Annotated in this window: 18 protein-coding genes and 1 tRNA gene; 11 read left to right on the forward strand and 8 right to left on the reverse strand. The window is 46.1% G+C overall.

Annotated elements, in window-relative coordinates; all coding sequences use genetic code 11:
• Positions 1 to 6: 6 nt before the first annotated feature.
• On the reverse strand, positions 7 to 1107 hold the full coding sequence (locus H3S94_RS02785; protein ID WP_198240215.1) for a GNAT family N-acetyltransferase/peptidase C39 family protein: 1101 nt from the start codon (positions 1105 to 1107) through the stop codon (positions 7 to 9).
• 345 nt (positions 1108 to 1452) lie between these two features.
• Here H3S94_RS02785 and H3S94_RS02790 point away from each other — a divergent pair, with 345 nt between their 5' ends.
• Entirely contained in the window at positions 1453 to 2064 is a 612-nt protein-coding gene (locus tag H3S94_RS02790; RefSeq protein ID WP_198240216.1) for a transglutaminase-like cysteine peptidase, read from the forward strand.
• A 596-nt stretch (positions 2065 to 2660) separates the two neighbouring features.
• Here H3S94_RS02790 and H3S94_RS02795 read toward each other — a convergent pair.
• Both H3S94_RS02795 and H3S94_RS02800 read right to left on the reverse strand, forming a co-directional pair.
• A complete protein-coding gene (locus H3S94_RS02795) occupies positions 2661 to 3767 on the reverse strand; it encodes a PLP-dependent cysteine synthase family protein (protein WP_369805687.1) in 1107 nt (368 codons plus the stop codon).
• 157 nt (positions 3768 to 3924) lie between these two features.
• Positions 3925 to 4488: a GcrA family cell cycle regulator gene (locus tag H3S94_RS02800; protein ID WP_077994396.1), complete on the reverse strand. Its 564-nt coding sequence runs from the start codon at positions 4486 to 4488 to the stop codon at positions 3925 to 3927.
• Between the two features lie 561 nt (positions 4489 to 5049).
• Between H3S94_RS02800 and H3S94_RS02805 the strand changes: the two genes are divergently transcribed.
• The 5 genes from H3S94_RS02805 (at position 5050) to H3S94_RS02825 (ending at position 12088) form a co-directional block, all read left to right on the forward strand.
• Positions 5050 to 6249 (forward strand): aspartate aminotransferase family protein, encoded by a 1200-nt coding sequence (locus H3S94_RS02805; protein ID WP_198240218.1) that lies wholly within the window; start codon positions 5050 to 5052, stop codon positions 6247 to 6249.
• Between the two features lie 10 nt (positions 6250 to 6259).
• Positions 6260 to 7183: an ornithine carbamoyltransferase gene (argF, locus tag H3S94_RS02810; protein WP_077994395.1), complete on the forward strand. Its 924-nt coding sequence runs from the start codon at positions 6260 to 6262 to the stop codon at positions 7181 to 7183.
• Positions 7184 to 7378: 195 nt separating this feature from the next.
• Positions 7379 to 8404, forward strand: a complete 1026-nt coding sequence (locus tag H3S94_RS02815; RefSeq protein ID WP_077994394.1) for an Hsp33 family molecular chaperone — start codon at positions 7379 to 7381, stop codon at positions 8402 to 8404.
• A 517-nt stretch (positions 8405 to 8921) separates the two neighbouring features.
• Positions 8922 to 10994, forward strand: coding sequence for a transglycosylase domain-containing protein (locus H3S94_RS02820; RefSeq protein ID WP_198240219.1), 2073 nt, complete (start codon positions 8922 to 8924; stop codon positions 10992 to 10994).
• A gap of 128 nt (positions 10995 to 11122) precedes the next feature.
• A complete protein-coding gene (locus H3S94_RS02825; protein WP_198240220.1) occupies positions 11123 to 12088 on the forward strand; it encodes a DUF1402 family protein in 966 nt (321 codons plus the stop codon).
• A gap of 484 nt (positions 12089 to 12572) precedes the next feature.
• On the opposite strand, the gene H3S94_RS02830 is transcribed toward H3S94_RS02825, so the two are convergent.
• Together H3S94_RS02830 and H3S94_RS02835 are read right to left on the reverse strand one after the other, a co-directional pair.
• A complete protein-coding gene (locus H3S94_RS02830; protein ID WP_198240221.1) occupies positions 12573 to 13130 on the reverse strand; it encodes a Smr/MutS family protein in 558 nt (185 codons plus the stop codon).
• 63 nt (positions 13131 to 13193) lie between these two features.
• Entirely contained in the window at positions 13194 to 13883 is a 690-nt protein-coding gene (locus tag H3S94_RS02835) for a Tim44/TimA family putative adaptor protein (protein ID WP_198240222.1), read from the reverse strand.
• 184 nt (positions 13884 to 14067) lie between these two features.
• Between H3S94_RS02835 and H3S94_RS02840 the strand changes: the two genes are divergently transcribed.
• Positions 14068 to 14589, forward strand: coding sequence for an FxsA family protein (locus tag H3S94_RS02840; RefSeq protein WP_077990544.1), 522 nt, complete (start codon positions 14068 to 14070; stop codon positions 14587 to 14589).
• A 125-nt stretch (positions 14590 to 14714) separates the two neighbouring features.
• Positions 14715 to 15194: a protein-export chaperone SecB gene (gene secB / locus H3S94_RS02845; protein ID WP_077990542.1), complete on the forward strand. Its 480-nt coding sequence runs from the start codon at positions 14715 to 14717 to the stop codon at positions 15192 to 15194.
• Positions 15195 to 15872: 678 nt separating this feature from the next.
• Here the strand turns inward: secB and rpsA are convergent.
• The 3 genes from rpsA to aroA all read right to left on the reverse strand — a co-directional run bounded on the left by rpsA (position 15873) and on the right by aroA (position 19694).
• On the reverse strand, positions 15873 to 17573 hold the full coding sequence (gene rpsA, locus H3S94_RS02850; protein WP_077990540.1) for a 30S ribosomal protein S1: 1701 nt from the start codon (positions 17571 to 17573) through the stop codon (positions 15873 to 15875).
• A 148-nt stretch (positions 17574 to 17721) separates the two neighbouring features.
• Positions 17722 to 18369: a (d)CMP kinase gene (gene cmk, locus H3S94_RS02855; RefSeq protein ID WP_198240223.1), complete on the reverse strand. Its 648-nt coding sequence runs from the start codon at positions 18367 to 18369 to the stop codon at positions 17722 to 17724.
• Positions 18366 to 19694 carry a 3-phosphoshikimate 1-carboxyvinyltransferase gene (aroA, locus tag H3S94_RS02860; protein ID WP_198240224.1) on the reverse strand — a complete coding sequence of 443 codons (1329 nt, stop codon included), beginning with the start codon at positions 19692 to 19694 and terminating at the stop codon, positions 18366 to 18368. Before aroA ends, cmk begins: the two co-directional genes overlap by 4 nt.
• A gap of 299 nt (positions 19695 to 19993) precedes the next feature.
• Between aroA and H3S94_RS02865 the strand changes: the two genes are divergently transcribed.
• The 3 genes from H3S94_RS02865 (at position 19994) to bluB (ending at position 21795) form a co-directional block, all read left to right on the forward strand.
• On the forward strand, positions 19994 to 20395 hold the full coding sequence (locus tag H3S94_RS02865; protein ID WP_077990535.1) for a TIGR02300 family protein: 402 nt from the start codon (positions 19994 to 19996) through the stop codon (positions 20393 to 20395).
• Positions 20396 to 20534: 139 nt separating this feature from the next.
• Positions 20535 to 20610: transfer RNA gene (locus H3S94_RS02870), tRNA-Ala, on the forward strand.
• 549 nt (positions 20611 to 21159) lie between these two features.
• Positions 21160 to 21795 (forward strand): 5,6-dimethylbenzimidazole synthase, encoded by a 636-nt coding sequence (gene bluB / locus H3S94_RS02875; RefSeq protein ID WP_198240225.1) that lies wholly within the window; start codon positions 21160 to 21162, stop codon positions 21793 to 21795.
• Positions 21796 to 21815: the final 20 nt, after the last annotated feature.

Consider the following 21815-nt stretch of genomic DNA (forward strand, 5'->3'; position numbering starts at 1 on the left):
AGAAAACTAGCTTTTCTCCAATATGACGGCTGCGCGCAAACCGTCTTTTCCAAAGCGCGCAATATGATCGAATACTTCATAATTCAAAGGCAGGTTTGCAGAATCGGCAATTGTTTCACCTTCGTCTTCCTCCACCCACGGGTCATGAATAAGAAAATGACTTCCGTCATCACCATGAACCAATACCCAATGGGGAATTTTTTCCCCGAACATATGGTAGAAACTGATAAGCACAAGCACCAACGCTCCGCGTGCAAGCGCGGCACGAATATCATCAAGAGTAAAAGCAGCAATCCGCACCGGAATGTGGGCTGCATCAGCCTGCTCGCGAAAATCGGTCTGTGCAATTTCCATTATCTCGCGTTTCTTGCGATCCCGCACCGAATTGATAAACAAAAATTCGTAGCTTGTCACGATGATAGTGGGTTTGAGACCATAATTATGTGCAAGAACGGCAAGCCCGAACGGCTCGCATCCCCCCGGCCCCGAAAGCATGAAAACCGTTGTCGCACCCCGCCATAGTCTAAGCTCGAAAACAGGATCAAGGCGTGATTGCGGATTGAAATATTTGAGTGCCATCATCAAACAGGCAGCACCGCAAGTAAATTCCGATGTTTGTTGATAATAAGGGACAGACGTTTCAACCGGTGTATCACCGCGCAAGGTCTTTTCATAACGCAGGGCTGGTGCATGATCGGCATAATAATCAAGATAACGGCCAATCGGTCGATAGTGAAAGCGTTCATAAAGACGAATTGCCCGTTCATTGTCTTCGCGAACTTCAAGGCGCATATAAACGCGCCCTTCATCAAAAGCCGCCTGCTCTGCTGCATCCAATAGTTGAGAGCCGACACCTTTTATTTTGCCGCCGGGTTTGACCGCAAGCGAGTAAAGGCGCGCAAGTGCCGTGCCTTTACGAAACAAAATCATTGCATAGCCGATAATTGTTCCATCAAGTTCGGCAACAATTGTTCTGGCCGTCGGACGATCAATCAAAGTACGGAAGGAACGCCGCGAAATTCTGTCGCTGTCAAAACATGCCTCTTCAATAGCAACCAACGCATCTATATCATTTACTGTTGCTTTGCGTTTTATCAATTCGCCCATTCACATACTCTCGATTTCCGAATGCCTTCTATCTATCAGATATAACATAGTTCATATAAGTGATTTTTTGCACTTGAATAAGGTTATATTCCGGCTTTTTCAAAAATGTCGCAAAGTGCCCCCATGGTTTTTCTGAAAATCGACAAATCACGTCATTGCGACTGGCCGATCTTGTTGCATTAACCATAATAAAACGGTAACACATTGAAAAATATAATTTTTATTTTTTAACCATAATTTAAATCTTAAACAAGTGTTGCATTCCGGTCATTGACTGGAAACCAAAGTTGGACTTTAACCTTTTGTTAACGATCTTTATCGTGACAGGTTAAATCGAGTAGAAAAATGGTGTTTGCGTTCAGAATATTAGGGGTGGTGTTTGTGGCACTCGTCGGCCTGACCACTGCTGCAAAAGCTGCTAGCGAATTTATGATTGTCACCGGACAGACTTCACAACCTATCGGCCATTATGAATTTTGCGAGCGTTTGCCCCGTGAATGTAAAATACGCAACACTGTACTCCAACCGGTAAAATTGACACAAAATGTCTGGGATATGCTGATTGACGTCAACCACAGTGTTAACGCCCGCATTACTCCTGCTACAGACATGGAACTTTATGGCAAGGAAGAATATTGGACTTATCCGGTAAATGCCGGTGATTGCGAAGACTATGTTCTGGAAAAGCAGAAAGAACTGCGTGACAAAGGCATTCCGCTTGCAAGTTTGCTTATTACTGTTGTGCGTAAACCTGATGGCGAAGGCCATGCGGTTCTGACCGTGCGAACCGATCGGGGCGATTTTATACTCGATAATCTGCATGACGAAGTCTTCAACTGGAAAGATACCGAATATACTTATCTGAAGCGCCAATCGACCCAATCCCCCGGAAAATGGGTAAGCATTGAACAGCGTGATGATATTGTTGTCAGTTCGGTCAACAATAATGGAAACTAGAAACTGTTCTGCTCCGGTCTTTTCAAACCTTTTAAAACCGGAGCTTTTCGACTGAACCTTCAACAACACATCCGGCAACGACAAAGCCGGTCAAGGCATGGTCGCAGCCCGAAAAAATAGCTGGCCTTTCAGGTTCTTTTCGGGTTCTATTGTCTCTTCCACTCCGGTGCGCCTTTCACGATAGACCGACAAAAGCTGCACTTTCGGATTCTATTCGGATTTTATTGTCTCTTCCACTCAGGTGCGCCTTTCACGATAGACTGACAAAAGCTGCACTTTCGGATTCTATTCTCCCTCCCGCTCCATTTTCTTTTTCGGGATAGACTTCCAAAAGATGATTTAAACCGTCTTGGCAGGTGGGCGAAGACCGAAATCCGGCAAAACCAACGGAAAAAATCATGTATCCGATGAGATCGACAGTGCCGTGCTCCGGCTCAATCCTTTGTTGGCCTCGTAAGTTATATGTTCAAGCCGGATTTATAAGTTCCAAGCCGGATAATCGGCTTGAACACAAAAAATCACGAGAAACCTTCACGACACAATTATTGAAGCAGATGAGTGGGAAGTTTGGTGTAACAATTTTCAGGCGCTTCCTGTCAAAAAGGCTTTCCTTCCAGAAACAGCCTTTCCAGACGTTTCATATCACCGGAAATATCAAATCCTCTTTTTTCCAACCATTGATCGTCAAGATAGGTCGAACGGTAACGTTCCCCACTATCGCAAATCAATGTCACGAGTGAGCCATGTTGGTGATTTTTAATCATATCGGAAATGAGTTCTGCGGCCGCATAAACGTTTGTTCCGGTAGAGCCGCCGCAACTGCGACCGATGAGACGACTTATCACACGCATGGCTGCAAGACTTGCCTGATCGGGAACCGAAATCATGCGGTCTATCACATCCGGCATAAAAGACGGCTCGACACGTGCGCGTCCAATTCCTTCAATCACCGATCGACATGACTCTATTTCCTTTATCGACCGGTCGGCATAGTGAAGGTGAAAAACCGAAGCTTCCGGATCGGCCACGCAAAGTCTCGTTGAAAATTTGCGATACCGGATATATCGCCCCAAGGTTGCCGATGTCCCGCCGGTACCGGCACTTGCAATAATCCAGTCCGGAACGGGATGCGGTTCTTTCGCCATCTGGCAGAAAATTGAATCGGCAATATTATTGTTGCCACGCCAATCGGTTGCCCGTTCGGCAAAAGTGAACTGGTCGATATAATAGCCCCCCAATTCATCAGCGAGGTTTTGTGCTGTCACATAAACCGATTTCGGATCGTCTATAAAATGGACACGGCCACCATAAGCTTCTATGGCAGCGACTTTTTGGGGAGATGTCGTCCTCGGAATAACTGTCACAAAAGGAACGCCGATCAGTTTGGCAAAATAGGCTTCCGAAACCGCCGTTGAGCCGCTCGAAGCCTCGACAATCGTTGTCTTCGGCCCGATTTTACCATTGCAGAGCGAGTAAAGGAAAAGCGAACGCGCCAAACGGTGTTTCAAACTACCCGTCGGATGACAGGATTCATCTTTCAAATAAAGCGTTATCCCGCATGACGCTGGCAAATCATAACGGATGAGATGGGTATCGGCCGAGCGGTTTATTTCCGCCTCGATGATTTCTATTGCTTTTTTCAGCCAATCACGGCTGCAAGAATGCGGAGCATCATAGCTCGCGATTGAATCAATTTTATTCACTTTTGATCTTCCTTTTGGAGAGATCTGGAGGTTATAAAACCGATTATTAAATTTGAAGAAAATACAGTTTATTTTTTCTAATAAATAAATAAACCTTGGAATAAACATTCCAAGGTTTTCAATTTTATTAGAATACTATTCTCTTTGATATAATGTTTTATGCTCTTACGCGGCGGCGTTCCGACACCGGTTGGAAAGCAAGCTTTGCATGAAAAGCACAATAGGGGCCGGAGTCACCGGCATCGGCACCACAGAAATAGAAATCATCCGATAAAGGGTCACCGACCGGCCACTTGCAAGTGTTTTCGCTCAACTGCAAAAGGCTCAAATGCCGCGACATCGGAACAACAACATCGGTTGATGGTTTCTCTTCCACTTCCGAAACGGCGTCGGCAACGAAATCCAGTTTCAAAGCTGTGGCTCCGATGCTTGAAGGCTGTGGCTTTGCAGTAGCTGCGACAGCGGCAGCAACCGGCTGAACCGGCGTTGTACGTGTTGCACGCGGTGCCTGAGGAGCAGGATTAACGACGGTTTCCGCCGGTTTTTTCGTACGCGGTGTTGTTTTTGTGGTTTTACCGCGCCCCGACAGTTTCAATCGATGAACTTTGCCGATGACCGCATTCCTGCTAACTCCGCCAAGCTGGGCAGCAATCTGGCTGGCACTCAACCCGTCACTCCAAAGCTTTTTCAAAAGTTCAACACGTTCATCTGTCCAGTTCATACCGGCACTCCGTTCCTTATTTTCAATCATTGCCACCGGACTTGCAGGTGACACGACCATTTCCTTTTTCATCTCGTTAATTGCCGGAATCCATCAATGCGCTAAAAAGCGCAAAACAGTCTTACTTGTTATGATAATTATCCGGCAGAACCAGAAATGTTCCAGTTTTACGCTAACTACTACTATACGCTGTGACTCCATGACAAGAGTCTCCATAGTCATATATAGTGTTTTCAGACGTTTTCCCCAACTTGCGAATCACTTTTTTTACAAATCTCGAAAATCCGGTTCGCAAATTGCGATTTTTTCAAGATATTTTTTGAATGTGGTCTTTCAAAGGCATCAATTGACTTTTTCCCTGACAGGCAGGATAGTAAAAACAACAGTTTTCTCAGCGTCGTGATGATACACGGCGCTGTTAATGTTTTATATTGGATAAAAACGCTGTTTTTCAAAAAACCTAACGTTTCATTCAGAAAAACAACGATATTATCGTTCTTGCTATATCCGGAACCGGCTTTCGGCATCCGGCATAAATTATAATGGATAGGAGACCAGGCAATGACCCAAAACAATGCGCAACCGCTTTATGATACTTTTGCACGTATCGGTTTGCGCTTCACACGAGGAAACGGTGCCTGGCTCATCTCGGACAATGGCGAACGCTATCTTGATTTTACGTCCGGTATTGCGGTCAATGCGCTTGGACATAATCATCCGAAACTTGTCAAAGCCATTGAAGAACAGGCCAACAAGCTTTGGCATGTATCAAATCTTTTTCAATCTCCCGAACAGGAGAAAGTGGCTGAACGGCTTTGTGCAAACAGTTTTGCAGATAAAGTGTTTTTCTGCAATTCCGGTGCCGAGGCGATAGAATGCGCCATTAAAACAGCCAGACGCTATCAATATGTGAGCGGGCATCCTGAACGCTATGAAATTATTACCTTTGAAGGTGCTTTTCATGGCCGCACGCTGGCGACACTTGCCGCCGGAGGGCAGGAAAAATATCTTGAAGGTTTTGGCCCGAAAGCTCAAGGTTTTGTGCAAGTTCCGTTCGACGATGAAAAAGCATTGCGTGCTGCAATCGGCGAAAAGACGGCTGCCCTTCTCATTGAACCTATTCAAGGTGAAAGCGGGCTGCGTCCGGTTCCGAAAGAATTCATGCAATTATTGCGCAAGATCTGCAACGAAAACGGCCTATTATTTATCGTCGACGAGGTCCAAACAGGTATGGGCCGTACCGGCAAGTTATTTGCCTATCAATGGTCGGGCATAGAACCCGATATTATGGCACTTGCAAAAGGTCTTGGCGGCGGTTTCCCGATTGGTGCCTGCCTTGCAACCAAAGAGGCCGCAAAAGGCATGACGCCCGGCACCCATGGCTCGACATTCGGTGGCAACCTTCTTGCAATGGCCGCAGCCAATGCTGTGCTCGATGTCATGTTGGCAGACGGCTTTCTCGACCATGTCAATGCTATGGCCAATCTGTTCAAACAGGGATTGGCATCCATTATTGACCGGTTTCCCGATGTCGTAGAGTCAATTCGTGGAGTAGGGCTTTTAACAGGGCTTAAATGTGTTGTTAAAAACACTGAAGTTATTGCCGCTATGCGTGATGAAAAATTGCTGGGTGTTGGAGCCGGAAATAATGTTATCCGCCTTTTACCGCCTTTGACTGTCACCGAAGATGAAATCCGTGATGGCCTTCACCGTATTGAAAAGGCTGTCCAACTCGTTTCTAATGCCCACAAACAAAAATAGGCTTGATATTATGACGAAGAATATTCGCCACTTTACTGATCTTTCCATTCTGTCACCTGAAACAGCTCGTAAAATTATCGAACATGCAAAGGCGGTCAAAAACCTCCTTAAAAAGGGACAGTCCGAAAAACCCTTTATCGGCAAAACGCTTGCCATGATTTTCGAGAAACCCTCGACCCGCACCCGTGTGTCTTTCGATGTCGGAATGCACCAATTGGGGGGTGAGGCCATCATGCTTACCGGTTCGGAAATGCAGCTTGGCCACAGCGAAACAATTGCCGATACAGCACGTGTATTGTCGCGCTTTGTCGACATCATCATGATCCGGACGACGGCCCATACCAGAATGCTCGAACTTGCCGAACATTCCGATGTGCCTGTCATCAATGCTTTGACAGATGATACCCACCCCTGCCAGATTCTGGCCGACATTATGACTTACGAAGAACATCGTGGGCCAATTGCAGGCAAAACTTTTGCCTGGATGGGAGACGGGAACAATGTGTTACATTCCCTGATCGAAGCATCCGCATTGTTCAAATTCAATTTGAGAATTGCGACCCCCAAAGGCAGCGAACCGCAACAAAAATATGTTGATTGGGCTCGTCAACATGGTGCAGACATTGTTCTCACCAATAATGCTGAAGAAGCCGCCAAAAATGCAGACTGTATTGTTACCGACACATGGGTATCCATGGGGCAGGAATTCCGTGCCCGTGGGCGCAATGTTTTCCAGCCCTATCAAGTCAATGAAGCATTGATGAATTTGGCAAAGCCGGATGCCTTGTTTATGCATTGTCTTCCTGCGCACCGTGGTGAAGAAGTTGTCGATGCTGTCATTGACGGGCCTCATTCTGTTGTCTTTGACGAAGCAGAAAACCGCTTACATGCGCAAAAAGCTGTTCTTGAATGGTGCTTGCAGGCTTTGAAATAATACCTATCTATAAAGCTCATTACGAACGGTTCTCCTGTTTTAACAACTCCGGGCATTATGAAGTATTTGTTTGAACACTCTGTTCAAAACTTCATTCTGCTTGGAGTAAACTTCTTTCCATTCATCTAAAACAGTCAAAACCGTTTTGATAAACAAGCTCCATAGTTTTAAGGAAACGCGGTTTTGACGAAAGAAATGAATGTAAGCGACCAACCGGCTCAGGGTAAAAAAAGCCGTACCCTTGGTGATTTCAATTTTGCTGGCGATGATGCTGTTGTGCCCTTTGAAGTGGACGGCCTTGATGCGCGTGGCCGCGCTGTACAATTGGGAACTGCCGTCAACACTATTTTGTCGCGCCACCATTATCCCGAACCGGTAGCGCGGTTATTGGCCGAAGCTATGGTTTTGACCGTTTTACTCGGCACATCATTGAAATTTGAAGGGAAATTTATTGTCCAGACCAGTTCTGATGGACCGGTCAACCTTCTGGTATGCGATTTTAAAACCCCGTCCAGTCTGCGCGCCTATGCAAGGTTTGACGAAAAGAAACTTGAAGAGGCTGTTGCTTCCGGCCACGATGCCCCCGAAGAACTTCTTGGCAAAGGAACTCTGGCTTTAACAATCGATCAGGGTGAACATATGCAACGCTATCAGGGTATTGTTGCACTTGACGGCTCCAGCCTTGAAGAAATAGCGCGTAACTATTTCAAACAATCGGAACAGATTCCGACCGAGGTCAAGCTTGGCGTTGCCACACTTTTTGATCGTGATGAAAACGGCCAACCAAGAGAGAGCTGGCGGGCGGGCGGTGTGCTTGTTCAACATCTTCCGAAGTCTTCAATCGGCGAAGAAAAAGACCAAAAGATTGATAAACAAGCCCGTCTCGATCACTGGAGAGAAGTGAAAGCGCTTGTAGACACTGTCGAAAGTTCGGAAATGACCGACCCGCAAGTGGGAGCCGAACGATTATTGTTTCGGTTATTTCATGAACATGGTGTCAGGGTTTTCAATGCGACACCTATTCTGGATCAATGTTCATGCTCGCGTGAAAAAATAGAAAATGTCTTGAATACCTTCACGGCGGACGAAATAAATTCCAGTGTCGAAAATGGCAAAATCACCGTTAAATGCGAATTTTGTTCAACGGTTTATAATTTCAATCCGGATGAATTCCGGAAAACACAAGACGATGTTGCCGATCTGAAGGCAAAACAAAATTGATAAATGCAATGCAGCCAATCGGCTGCATTGTTATTCAGCTTCATTGGCATATGGAATTTCATTCCTCGAATGCAAACGGCTACAATCCCTTGAACCTGATTTATCGTATTTAATCAAAATCAAAAGCTGATCGGGTGCCGGACTTTTCGTCAAAAACAATTTTAGAGAAAAATGATAACCCGCGAAAATCAAACCACCAGGACAGACAAAACTCCGATATAGAAACCGGATTTTTAATTTGCCGAAATCTCCGGCAGCTCGATAATTTGCTTCTCGAAGGCGAAAAACATAAAAGATCATAAATAACAGTGAGGAAGTGCTTGAAGCTGATAAAATCATTGGATAGAGCAGGCCATTTCTCTTAAAATTGCCGGAATCATCCTGCTATTTTAACAAAACGGAATGCCTCATCGGCTTTTCGATTTAATGCGCAGTTTCTTTAAAATCTTTCAAATTCGCCCCATGTCGCCCATATTCAATAAAAAACCCAATTTAAAAAAAACGGAGCTTTGTGCCAATGCGCTTGACAGATGATGACCGCGCATTGCCGCCGCAACGAAGTTCCCGCTCCAAAAAGGGTAGAACAAGAGAAACCGGAAAAAGCCACGGCTTCATTTTCCGGCTTGTGAAATGGTGCTTTGTTTTAGCAATATGGGGTGCGATTGCGGTTGCCGGTTATGTGGGTTATGTCGCACTCAGAATGCCGCAAGCCTCGACCTGGGACATTCCCCAACGCCCGCCGAATGTGCGTATTATCGACCGTAACGGATTTCTGATTGCCAATCGCGGAACGACAGGTGGTGAAGCGCTTTCACTGAAAGAAATGAGCCCGTGGATACCAAAGGCCGTTGTGGCAATCGAAGACCGCCGTTTTTACGACCATTATGGTGTCGACCCTATCGGCATTGCGCGCGCAATGGTAACCAATATTATCCATAGCCGTAGCAAACAGGGCGGCTCGACGCTCACCCAACAATTGGCCAAGAATCTGTTTCTTTCTCCCGATCGAACATTGGAAAGAAAGGTGCAGGAAGCGCTGCTTGCGCTCTGGCTTGAGCATAAATACACCAAGGACCAGATTCTCGAAATGTATTTGAACCGCGTTTATCTTGGTTCGGGTGCTTATGGTGTCGAGGCAGCCTCAAGACGATATTTCGGAAAATCGGCAAAAGATGTTGATTTGATGGAGGCCGCAACTCTGGCGGGATTATTAAAAGCACCTTCGCGCCTTTCTCCCGCTCGTGACCCCAAAGCTGCCAATGACCGCGCCAAACTCGTTCTTGCTGCCATGAAAGAAGAAGGCATGGTGAGTGACGCCGAGGTAGCGATGGCAGAAGCCGAGCCGATGGCACGTCCTCAATCCTATTGGACAGGTTCGGAAAACTATGTCGCCGATCAGGTTGTTCAACAATTACCATTTCTGATCGGCGAGACAGATAAGGATATTGTCGTCGAAACCACGCTTGACATGACTCTCGAAAGAGCTGCCGAGGAAGCAATCCGCACACAAATTTCCGAAAATGGAGACAAACGCAATGTCAGTCAGGGTGCGCTTGTATCCATTGATAAAAGCGGGGCAATCCGTGCCATGGTTGGCGGTGTCGACTATGCGCAAAGCCAGTTCAACCGCGCGACCGATGCAAAAAGACAACCCGGTTCGACGTTCAAACCTTTTGTCTATCTTGCTGCACTGGAAGCCGGTCGTACCCCCAATTCAATCCGCAATGACGCACCAGTCAGAATTGGCAACTGGACGCCAAGAAATTACGGCGGCAAATATATGGGCGAGGTTACATTAACCACCGCCCTATCGCACTCGCTGAACTCGGTTGCCGCCCAATTGATTATGGAAGTCGGTACCGACAAGGTTATCGAAGTGGCTCACCGTCTCGGTATCCATTCGGCACTTTCGGACAATGCCTCTATCGCACTTGGCACATCGGAAGTAAGTCTGCTTGAATTGACTGGCGCATTTGTGCCTTTTGCCAATGGCGGTTATAAGCCGCAACTGCGTCTGATCTCGAAAGTAGAAGATACAAACGGTAAAACCATATATGATTTTGGCGAAATTACAGCCAATCGCGTTGTTGAACCGGATATTGTCGGCATGATGAATGCAATGCTTGAACAAACTGTCGAGAATGGTACAGCACGAAAAGCCGCGATTGACCGGCCGGCAGCCGGAAAAACCGGTACAAGTCAGGATTTTCGTGATGCCTGGTTTATCGGCTATACAACAGATTATGTCACAGGCATATGGTTCGGGAATGACGATGGCCATCCGATGAAAACAATCTCCGGCGGTTCGCTTCCCGTGCGCGCATGGAAATCCTATATGACGGTTGCCGAAAAATCATTGCCGGTTTTGCCACTTCCGGGCAATTACAACCTGCAAAATGCGGTTCCAGGAGGGAACGATATTTTGCCGGAAAGCGAACAACCGTCGACAACGCCTTATCCGGCTCCGCCGCCTGAACCGGGAAGCGGTGACGATTATTGGGCTTCCCGCCCTGCGGTCGATGTCGGGGCGCAGGCCCAACCGGTACAAACCAAAAAACGTTCATTCTTTGATTTTTTACGTGGCCGGTAACAAGGAATACGTTAAAAATATGCCAAGTCATGCGTTAAAAATATTCTATGTCTCTGGCAATTTGCCATCAACACGATAAAAGTATTTTTACGAACTCGGTATTTGTAAAATTCAGATAGGGTAAGCACATGCCAACAATCGTCAAGAAGCTGTGTTTTATCATACCTTTGGCTTTATCGCTGATTGTTGAAGCCGGAGCTGTTACCGTTGTGCCTGCCGGTAACCGTAACAGTGTGCAACCGCCAGTTCCCGGTGCCTCGGCAAAGCGCACGCGCGAACTTTCGACAAGTTATGCTGCAAAATATGCCAAAATCTATAATCTGTTAAAGAATGACAACAAGCTGAGAGCGCGCATTATCGCGGTTGCAAAAGATTACGGCATCAATCCTGTCCATATCGCCGGTGCAATTGTCGGCGAACATACCTATAATGTCGACGTTTATGACCGGTTACAGACCTATTATGTGAAAGGCATGTCCTATCTTAATCAGGGCGTGCAATTTGCCTATAATGGTGAGGACGTAACCGATTTTGTCAAACGCGAGCAATTTTCCCCATGTAACGGTTTGTCGGATAGTTATAGATTGTGGACTTGCCGTGAAAATATCTGGGATAAGGATTTTCGCGGCAAAACAGTTGACGGGAAAAAATACCCTGATAACCGTTTCAGTGCGGTATTTTTCCAACCATTTTTTGCCGGACAGACTTTCGGTCTGGGACAGGTCAATCCGCTTACAGCTTTGATGATGTCGGACAGAGTTAACCGGATTTCCGGTTTGCCCAAGCTTTCTGCGGAAAATGGCGGGCAAGTCTATAAAACCATTATGGATCCCGACCAGACTATTCCTTATATTGCAGCAACAATCCGCCAATCGATTGATGCTTACCGCCAGATTGCCGACTTTGATATTTCACAAAACCCCGGTTTGACCGCCACACTCTATAATACGGGAGGTGCGGAAGCGCGGGCGCGGGCATTGGCGGAAGAAAACAAGCGCGCACTGGCACGCGGCGAGAAACCGAAATTGCCGCAAGAAAACTATTATGGCTGGTTTGTAAACAGCAAAATCGGCGATCTTGAGAAACTGTTTTAAGGGCTTGGCCTTTTCCGCATTTGTGGGGTTAACGCTTTTTTTGATGTTACAAATGGATTTTCACCGTCGGCTCATAGGATTGCTTGATGCGCTTTCTAAGACATCCTCCATTACCTGATTAAGATGTCACCGAGAAAGTGATAAAAACCTTTTCACGAGCTTTGCGATATTTTAACAGCGCATATGCCGGTCTCTTTGCCAACGCACAAGATCAACTCGCACCCAAACAACGGGAAAAATAGAAAATCAACAGGTCGCTATAAAAGCAACACAAGCCATCTGGAACGGGTAACTTATATGAGAGAGGTAACCCGCACAGATTGAACGTGTTTAAAAATTTTGTTTCCTATGCTTCATTTTCAAAACAGGCAAAACGATCGACTTACGATCATCGGAAATTTTTTAAAACAGGCTTGTTGAAATTGTTACATTGCCTATTCCGCTTATCACATAATCAGATTTTCGTAATCAGATTTTTGCATAATCAGATTTTTGCTTGCCGCCGCAACCGGACATAGAGTGCACCTTTTCCGCCATGATTTCTCGGTGCATCATCAAATGAAGATACAATCTGGCGGAATGGAGCCGTTTCCAACCAATGAGGAACGGCTTGCCGCAAAACGCCTTCACTGCCATGTGACAAACCTTTTCCGGTAATGACAAGAACGTGGCGCAAGCCGCGATGGCGTGCAGACTGCAAGAAGTTGAGAAGCAGCGAGTAAGCTTCATCGCGATAAAGGCCGTGAAGGTCGACGCGTCCCTCGATTTCAACACGCCCTCGCGATATTTTACGATAGGTCGGTTTATCAAAGGCAAAGAGCTTCGGCAGTGTCTTTTGCCGATCGCTATCGTCATCCTTCACATTTTTCAATCTGGCCTGTCTTATAAGTTCCATCGAGAAAAAAGCAGGCATATCTTTCATTTCGACTGAAAGAATCGCGGACTTTGCCAAGGGAATTGCGGTCCTTCTTACTTGATCCCATAAAATGCGATCTTCAGGTTTCAGCCGGTCAATCTTTTCCCGATTATTGTCACGAGCCATCGTCATTCAACCTTCAAGTATACGACCGACGTCATCGGTTGAACCTAGCGTTTCTAAAGAAAATTACTCGCCATCTTCCGTGCCGATAATTTTCCAGTTCGGATCGCGCGATTTGACATTCCGTGCAAACGTCCAGATGTCTTTGATTTCAGCTATTGTTTGGGGGTCGCCATCTATAAGTTTCCGGCTGTCATCGTAAGTTGCGGAAATGATCTCGCTGGCGACCTCTATTGTCAATTGCGCAATGTCCGCCTGACAGGCGGCATTGACTATCTCTATCTTATCAATACCGACAAATGTGAACTGGACGTTTTCACCTTTTTTATCGCGCTCATCAATAGCTGCCGAAAATCCCGCATAAACCTCGTCGGATAAAAGCGATTTCAGTGTTTTCTTATCCCCTTTGGCAAACGCTGTTACGACCATTTCATAGGCCACTCTTGCACCATCCAGAAACGAATTGGGTGAAAATGTCGGGTCTTCCTTGCGGATAGCGCGCAATTCCTTGTTAAGGTCGCTGTTTTCAGGGGCAATTTTATCAATATCGGAAAAATCGTCGGCTGCTCTTGCTTCCGGTTTTGGTAACGCGATAACGTTATCGGACTCCTTCTCTTCCGCTTTTTCCGCTTGCCGCGAATAAGGGTCGAAAGGCGGCCTTTCAAAACCTGTGCGTTTTCCCAATACACTCCGTAGCTGCAAAAAAACCACTACAGCAATAATCAGGGCAATAACCAATACAATGTCGAAATCCATCTGCGCGGCCGATCTCCAAACTCGAAAAATGGGTATCACTACAAGAATGCAATGACAATCGTAGATTTAAATATATAGAACAGCAAAAGTCATCATTCAAATATGGCTTTTTAATCCCTATTTAAAGAAGGAATTATATTGCTGCTGTCATTATGCCTTAAAAAATCCGGAAAGGACAACATTGGTGAGAAATATCTACCGTAATACACCCAATATTGCCGGCCTATTTTTGCTTGTCGCAATTTTTATCGAGATTGCAGGTTTCATCATTGTTGGAAAAGAGATAGGTGTTCTTGCAACATTGGCGCTCATCATTCTGTCTATGTTTGTCGGATTTATTCTTCTGCGTATTCAGGGAATTACACTTCTTGCCAAAATGCAGCATGAACTTTCTGCCGGCCGCATACCTGACCGGGAACTTGCTCACGGTGCGTTGCTTATTCTGGCTGCTATTCTGTTAATCATTCCGGGTTTTGTCACCGATATTATCGGACTTTTACTCTTTATTCCGCAAATACGTGATCTCTTATGGAAGTGGGTGTCGAAAAAAATGACAGTCCGCGCCAGTTTTTCATCCGGTTTTAGAGAAAACAGTTACGATAATAACCATTCGCAAACGATTGATCTTGATGCCGAGGATTATCATTCATCCGATCCCGAACATTCTCCATGGCGTAAAGATGACGATAACAAGCGTTTAAATTGATAATAAAGCGAAAAATAGTGAAAGGCGGTTTCGCTTTTATTGCAACAATGTCCGCGACATGCTAGCCCGTATTATCTCTAACCCCTCATGGCGCAATTTGGCGCTAATAATAGAAGGTTTTTATTATGGCCGAAGGCGAAGCAAATAAAAATGGCGAAGCTCCCGTATTCACGGTTCTAACGCAATATCTCAAGGATTTTTCATTTGAAAGCCCGAATGCTCCACAGGCATTGAGACCACGCGAAAAAGCACCCGAAATCAATATCGGTATCAACGTCAATGCCAATCCGATGGAAGATGACAATTATGACGTTGTTCTTTCGCTCACTGCCAAAGCTGGCGAAGGCAAGGATATGCTGTTCAACGTCGAATTGGTCTATGGCGGTGTTTTCCGTGTAAAAAACATTCCTCAAGAACATGTTATGCCATTGGTTTTCATTGAATGCCCGCGTTTGCTCTTTCCTTTCGCGCGCCAGATCGTTGCCGACGCAACTAGAAATGGCGGCTTCCCTCCTTTGATGATCGACCCGATCGACTTTGCAGGACTGTTCCAGAAGCGCATTGCAGAAGAACAGGCAAAAGCACAGAAATCCAATCCTTCGTAAAAACTTGAAAAATCTGTGACTATTCCATTATTCCCGCGAAATTCGCGGGAATTTTTTTGTCCCTTCCCTATCCCCTCGCCCGACATTGACAACAGAATAAAGTGGCTTGCCAAAGATAAACAAATCGACGAATGCTTCCATCTTTTGTTATTTAATTTTTTAAACAAAATAGGTTTAAAAAACTGACCAAAGTACATTCCGCCCAATTGGTTGCAAAACGGAACTCTGTTGCTTGTTCAAAGCATAAAAAATCCGTTCACCCTTGCTTTTCTAGAATAGACAGGACAACCGCAGTCGCCTTGTCAAAACGGATTATAAGCGCCCAGCTCCAGTGATGAGTGATACGAGGTGATTATTGGCAAGAAGAAGTACCTGCCCGACTTTTTTTCAAAAGCAGGAGAGACCTCCCCATTCTTATCGCTGCAAAATAAGCTGATCGTTGTTTTAACCAATATGGATTTTTAAAAATACTGCTATTTTGGAAATCTTTATTCAGCCCGCTTTACCTGTCGCGCGGGTGAAGCTTCAGTAACGGCACTTTCCCGCTTTAGAATGAAAAACAGCAATTCAATTAAAAACCGGAAAAAACTATCGTATATAAAAAACCCGCCTCGAAAGGCGGGTTTCCCGATTTTTTAAAAGCCATCGCAGTCACCTGCGACAACAGGAGAGGAATGATTATTCCTGTTCCTGCTTTTTCAATGCAGCACCGAGAATATCACCGAGTGAAGCACCGGCATCCGACGAACCATATTGTGCAACAGCTTCTTTTTCTTCGGCAATTTCCAAAGCCTTGATTGAAACTGTGATTTTGCGGGTCTTTTTGTCGAATGCGGTAACGCGTGCATCAACCTTCTGGCCGACTGTAAAGCGTTCCGGACGTTGTTCGTCACGATCAAGCGACAGATCCGAACGACGGATCGTTGTTTCAAGATCATGGTCGACCAGTTTTACATCAATGCCATTGTCGTGGATTGCAGTCACTTCGCAAGTCACAACAGCACCTTTGCGCAATTCACCGGAAGCAACGGCTTCACCGACCTTGTCGCCGGAAAGCTGTTTGATACCGAGTGAAATACGTTCTTTGTCGACATCAACATCAAGAACAACAGCCTTGACAACATCGCCCTTGTTGTATTCCTCGATAACCTGCTCGCCAGGACGGTTCCAGTCGAGATCGGAAAGGTGAACCATACCGTCAACATCGCCTTCAAGACCAATGAAGAGACCGAATTCGGTTTTGTTCTTGACTTCACCTTCAACAACAGAACCAACAGGGAATTTGTTGGCAAAAGCTGTCCACGGGTTTTCAAATGTCTGCTTGAGACCCAAAGAAATACGGCGTTTTGCCGGATCCACTTCCAGAACAACAACTTCGACTTCCTGAGATGTCGAAAGAATCTTTCCGGGGTGAACATTCTTCTTTGTCCAGCTCATTTCCGAAACGTGGATAAGGCCTTCGATACCCGGCTCGATTTCGACAAAAGCACCATAATCGGTAATGTTTGTAACAGTGCCCTTGATCTTCTTGCCAACCGGATATTTCTCGCTGATGCCTTCCCACGGGTCGCTTTCAAGCTGCTTCATGCCCAAGGAAATACGATGTGTATCCTGATTGATACGGATGATCTGTACTTTTACAGTCTGACCGATCGACAGGATTTCAGACGGATGGTTGACACGGCGCCATGCCATATCGGTAACGTGCAAGAGGCCATCAATGCCGCCGAGATCGACGAATGCACCGTAATCGGTGATGTTCTTGACGACACCTTCAACAACCTGACCTTCTTCAAGGTTCTGTACGATTTCAGAACGCTGTTCGGCGCGGCTTTCTTCAAGAACTGTACGGCGTGAAACAACAATATTGCCACGACGGCGGTCCATTTTCAAAATTTCAAAAGGCTGCGGATTATGCATCAACGGCGTTACATCGCGAATCGGACGAATATCGACCTGACTGCGCGGCAAGAAAGCAACTGCTCCATCAAGATCAACCGTGAAACCACCTTTGACCTGACTGAAGATAACGCCTTCAACGCGTTCACCGGCGTTGAATTTTTCTTCCAGACGAACCCAGCTCTCTTCACGGCGGGCTTTTTCGCGTGAAAGAACAGCTTCACCCATAGCGTTTTCGATACGCTCGACATAAACCTCGACTTCATCGCCGGGCTTGAGCGAACCGTCTTTACCCTTGGCACCGAATTCCTTTAACGGAACACGGCCTTCTACTTTAAGACCGGCATCAATGATTGCCATATCTTTTTCAATTGCAATGATGCGGCCTTTGACAACCGAACCCTCGACGAGATCATTGGTCTGGAGGGATTCAGCCAAAAGGGCTTCAAAATCCGCTTTTGTGGGATTGTATTGTGACATAGAAACTCCTGAAGAAGTGCCTTCTGAAATAATAATGAATTAAGGCACGAGCGCCGGGTTAGTGTTAAAACGATGTTATTTTCCTGCCGCCCGTTCTTTGCGGGGTAGTTTGGCGCATGGCCGGAAATAACATTTCTCTTAAACTCTTCTACCGTTTTGCCAAAATCGGATCAATAATAGCACAAGCGGCAGTAAACGCGCCTTCTATACTCAATTTTGTTGTATCAAGCAAGTGCGCATCTTTTGCAGGTTTCAACGGGCTTTCGGCGCGCTTCATATCGCGTTCGTCACGCCGTTTGAGATCGGCAAGAATAGCATTATAATCGGCTTTCTCGCCTTTCTCCATCATTTCATTATAGCGCCGCTCGGCTCGAACTTCGGGGGCTGCAACGATATAGAGCTTGACATCGGCATCGGGACAAACAACTGTTCCAATATCACGCCCGTCAAGAACTGCCCCTTTACTTTGTTCGGCAAAAGCTTTCTGCATGTCGACCAATGTTTTTCGCAAACGCCCCATCACCGCCACTTTGGATGCCACCTCACCGATTTCATGTCCGGATAAATGCGCCCGATCAAGTGAACCGAAATCAATCAACGAAGCGGTTTTTACGGCAATATCTTCATTATCCAGCGGCAAATGGCGTTTTAAAAGCTCATCGGCAACCGCACGATAGGTCAAACCGGTATCGAGATAGGAAAATTTATAATGGGAGGCAAGTTTGCGCGCCAATGTGCCCTTTCCTGAAGCGGCCGGCCCATCAATTGCAATAATAAACGGCTTGTTCGGGTTCATTCGATATGCGCTCCCAATTTGGCCATCAGCCCCATAAATTCAGGAAAACTTGTTGCAATCATCCGCTTGTCGTCAATTGTCACAGGCTTTTCGGCTCCAAGACCAAGAACCAGAAAGCTCATGGCAATACGGTGGTCGAGATGTGTTGTGACAGTTCCCCCACCAATGTTTTTTGCCGAAGGGTCACCAGTCACGATCAGGAAATCTTTTCCTTCTTCACAATCAACACCATTTTTTTTCAAACCGTTGGCGACGGCTGAAAGCCGGTCCGATTCTTTGACCCTCAGTTCTGCAAGCCCTTCCATAACTGTTTTTCCCTCGGCAAAAACGGCCGCAACTGCAAGAACAGGGTATTCATCGATCATTGACGGTGCGCGCTCTTTTGGCACTTTTACGCCCTTTAATCGGGAGGAACGTACGCGAATATCGGCCACCTCTTCCCCGCCCGTCTGGCGTTTGTTTTCAAAGCTTATATCGGCTCCCATTTCCAAAAGCGTGGTGATTAATCCGGTGCGGGTGGGATTTAACAACACATTTTCTATTGTTATGTCCGAGCCTTCGGTAATCAAGGCTGCCACAATCGGAAATGCTGCCGAAGACGGATCGCCGGGAACGGTTATAACCTGCCCGTGCAATTCTCCCTGCCCTTCCAAATGGATATAGCGTACACCGTCATTATCTGTCTCGACCTCAAGGTCGGCACCAAAGCCCACAAGCATCTTTTCGGTGTGGTCACGTGTCATGACCGGCTCAATGACAGTGGTAATACCGGGGGTATTGAGACCGGCAAGCAAAACGGCCGATTTCACCTGAGCCGATGCCATAGGAACGCGATAGGTAATCGGGTTGGGTGTGACTGCACCCCATAATGTCAAAGGCAATCTGTCACCTTCCGAAGCTTCCACCTGCACACCCATCAGCCGTAATGGATCAAGGATGCGCCCCATAGGCCGTTTTGACAAAGATGCGTCACCGATAAAACGGGTCTTCATTGCATAAGTACCGACAAGCCCCATCGTCAATCTTGCTCCGGTTCCGGCATTGCCGAAATCAAGCGGTTGTTCGGGTTCAAGAAGACAGCCGTTGCCTGTCCCATGGATAACATAAACACCGTTATCCTTGGTTATTTTTGCTCCCATTGCCCGCATGGCATTGGCAGTGTGAATAACATCGTCACCTTCCAAAAGACCGGAAATGCGGGTTTCACCACTTGCCAGAGCACCGAACATCAAGGAACGGTGGGAAATGGATTTATCTCCCGGTATCCGGATATGTCCGGAAAGATTGGCAGATTTTTTTGACAAAGCGGGAAGTGGTTCAGACATAGCAAACGTATTTCTTCTTTTATACTGGAAAGCATGCTTCTAACATAAGCAGTTTCATACGTCATGAAAAAATACATCGCTTCAAGGAAATTGAACACGGGTCTTATTGTTTATCTTTGACAAAAGCATATTTTTGCGCTTAAGCACCGTGAGCGAATTTTTTGATTAATCTTAACGGCATTTTATGGGCGCGTAAATGCTCGCGTCCGGTTAAAGTGCTTTCAAACAAAGGCGCGTGTCTATTTTTATAAGCATGAGGCAAATAGAAACAGCACGACCAACCAAAAGAGGCTCGGTCCATGGCAAAACCTGAACTTGGAACCAAACGAATAGACCCGGAAACGGGCAAGAAATTCTATGATCTTAATCGTGACCCGATTATTTCACCTTATACTGGGATCTCCTACCCCAGATCCTATTTCGACGCCACAGCCGACGCTAAGGGCGAGGATGAGGAAGAGGAGACTGAGACGGAGGACCTTGACACGGCATTAGAAAAGCCTGAATTCATCTCGCTTGAAGATGCTGATGATGAAACAAAGGGTGGCGAAGATATACCCGATATTGGCGACGATGAGGATGTCGACCTTGGCGACGATGATGACGACGCATTCTTGCCGGATGATGAAGACGACGAGGATGACGACGTAAGCGGTATTATCACCGGCGGTAATAAAGTTCATAAAGACGACGACATCTGACGAGAATTAAAGGGAAATTGTTTTCTTTTATAAAGTTTGCAATTTCCCTCTTGATCTTTGGCGCCAGTCAATTTAAGAAGCCGCTCAGACAATTTGTCTTGATCCCTGAAGGTCACAACGTGACCTTCCCATATAAAATGGGGCTATAGCTCAGCTGGGAGAGCGCTTGCATGGCATGCAAGAGGTCAGCGGTTCGATCCCGCTTAGCTCCACCAATTCTTGAAAAACCGGCTTTAAAAAAAAAAGAGAGCTTCCACTGGCTCTAATCCCGAAGTTTTGCCGTTTAAATTTTTTTCCGGTTAGCTTATTTGCCGGTTAACTCATTTGCCAGTTAATTCATTTGCCGGTTAGCTTATCTGCCAGTTAACTCATTTGAATAAAGCCCCAATTCTTCAAAGTTGTTTTATCTTTTGATTTTCAACCGGCTTGTTCATTGCTTTTTCTATTCCGCGGGTTCCGGATTGCCATTTTTAAAACTTTACTGTTTTTGATGGTCCTTGGGAGGCCGCCTGAAACTGTTGGTAAAAAATCCGGTTTCTTCCGCACCTCGCCTGTTTCAATCATGAACAAAAACATGTTCGATCAATTCCATGTTTTCAAATTGGCTCGCAACCATGCGGCGATAAACTTGATCGCTTCACATTATCAATTATAAGACGATTGTCAGGTCATAAAAGGAATTTTGGAAAGCGTTCTTCAGTCACCAATAAAACGGTTTTCATTCAACCATCGGCAGAATTACTAAGGAGTTTGTCACAGAATTTATGTTGGAAGATATTTATAAAGTTATCCATGAAAGGCGCGATGTGCGCGACGAATTTTTACCCCGACCGCTTGATGAGGCTGTAATCACAAGGCTTCTTGAAGCGGCTCATTCAGCGCCTTCGGTAGGCTTCCAGCAGCCATGGAATTTCCTTCTTATCCGCGACAAAAAACGAAAAACACAAGTCAAAGAAATTTTTGATCGTGCGAGCGCCGAAGAAGCAAAAATTTTTAACGACGAAAGGCGAAAACTTTATAACCGCCTGAAATTACAGGGTATTGTCAAAGCACCTCTTAATCTGGTTGTTACATGTGACCGCTCGCGCGATGGCCGCACCGGCCTTGGGCGTTTTCATCATCCGCAAATGTCGGCCTATAGTTGTGTTTGTGCGGTCGAAAATTTGTGGCTTGCAGCACGGGCTGAAAACATCGGCGTCGGCTGGGTTTCGATCTATCATGATGACGAGCTGAAGGAATTGCTAAAGATTCCCCCCGAAATAGACATTATCGCCTATTTGTGTATCGGCTATGTCAGCCACTTTTACGACAGCCCCGAACTCGAACAAAAAGGATGGCGTAAACGCGTACCGCTCGAAAGCCTTGTTTACCACGAAGAGTGGCCCAAGAATGCGCAATAATATTGCGCAATAATACCGAA

It is taken from the genome of Bartonella sp. B10834G3 (genome assembly GCF_016102505.1).
GTDB classification, from domain to species: Bacteria; Pseudomonadota; Alphaproteobacteria; order Rhizobiales; family Rhizobiaceae; genus Bartonella; species Bartonella choladocola.

Coding starts and splice junctions, on each gene's coding strand:
- H3S94_RS02785 (WP_198240215.1), bottom strand. CDS start 1,107: ATGGGCGAATTGATAAAACGCAAAGCAACAGTAAATGATATAGATGCG.
- H3S94_RS02790 (WP_198240216.1), top strand. CDS start 1,453: ATGGTGTTTGCGTTCAGAATATTAGGGGTGGTGTTTGTGGCACTCGTC.
- H3S94_RS02800 (WP_077994396.1), bottom strand. CDS start 4,488: ATGAACTGGACAGATGAACGTGTTGAACTTTTGAAAAAGCTTTGGAGT.
- H3S94_RS02805 (WP_198240218.1), top strand. CDS start 5,050: ATGACCCAAAACAATGCGCAACCGCTTTATGATACTTTTGCACGTATC.
- argF (WP_077994395.1), top strand. CDS start 6,260: ATGACGAAGAATATTCGCCACTTTACTGATCTTTCCATTCTGTCACCT.
- H3S94_RS02815 (WP_077994394.1), top strand. CDS start 7,379: ATGAATGTAAGCGACCAACCGGCTCAGGGTAAAAAAAGCCGTACCCTT.
- H3S94_RS02820 (WP_198240219.1), top strand. CDS start 8,922: ATGCGCTTGACAGATGATGACCGCGCATTGCCGCCGCAACGAAGTTCC.
- H3S94_RS02825 (WP_198240220.1), top strand. CDS start 11,123: ATGCCAACAATCGTCAAGAAGCTGTGTTTTATCATACCTTTGGCTTTA.
- H3S94_RS02830 (WP_198240221.1), bottom strand. CDS start 13,130: ATGGCTCGTGACAATAATCGGGAAAAGATTGACCGGCTGAAACCTGAA.
- H3S94_RS02835 (WP_198240222.1), bottom strand. CDS start 13,883: ATGGATTTCGACATTGTATTGGTTATTGCCCTGATTATTGCTGTAGTG.
- secB (WP_077990542.1), top strand. CDS start 14,715: ATGGCCGAAGGCGAAGCAAATAAAAATGGCGAAGCTCCCGTATTCACG.
- rpsA (WP_077990540.1), bottom strand. CDS start 17,573: ATGTCACAATACAATCCCACAAAAGCGGATTTTGAAGCCCTTTTGGCT.
- cmk (WP_198240223.1), bottom strand. CDS start 18,369: ATGAACCCGAACAAGCCGTTTATTATTGCAATTGATGGGCCGGCCGCT.
- aroA (WP_198240224.1), bottom strand. CDS start 19,694: ATGTCTGAACCACTTCCCGCTTTGTCAAAAAAATCTGCCAATCTTTCC.
- H3S94_RS02865 (WP_077990535.1), top strand. CDS start 19,994: ATGGCAAAACCTGAACTTGGAACCAAACGAATAGACCCGGAAACGGGC.
- bluB (WP_198240225.1), top strand. CDS start 21,160: ATGTTGGAAGATATTTATAAAGTTATCCATGAAAGGCGCGATGTGCGC.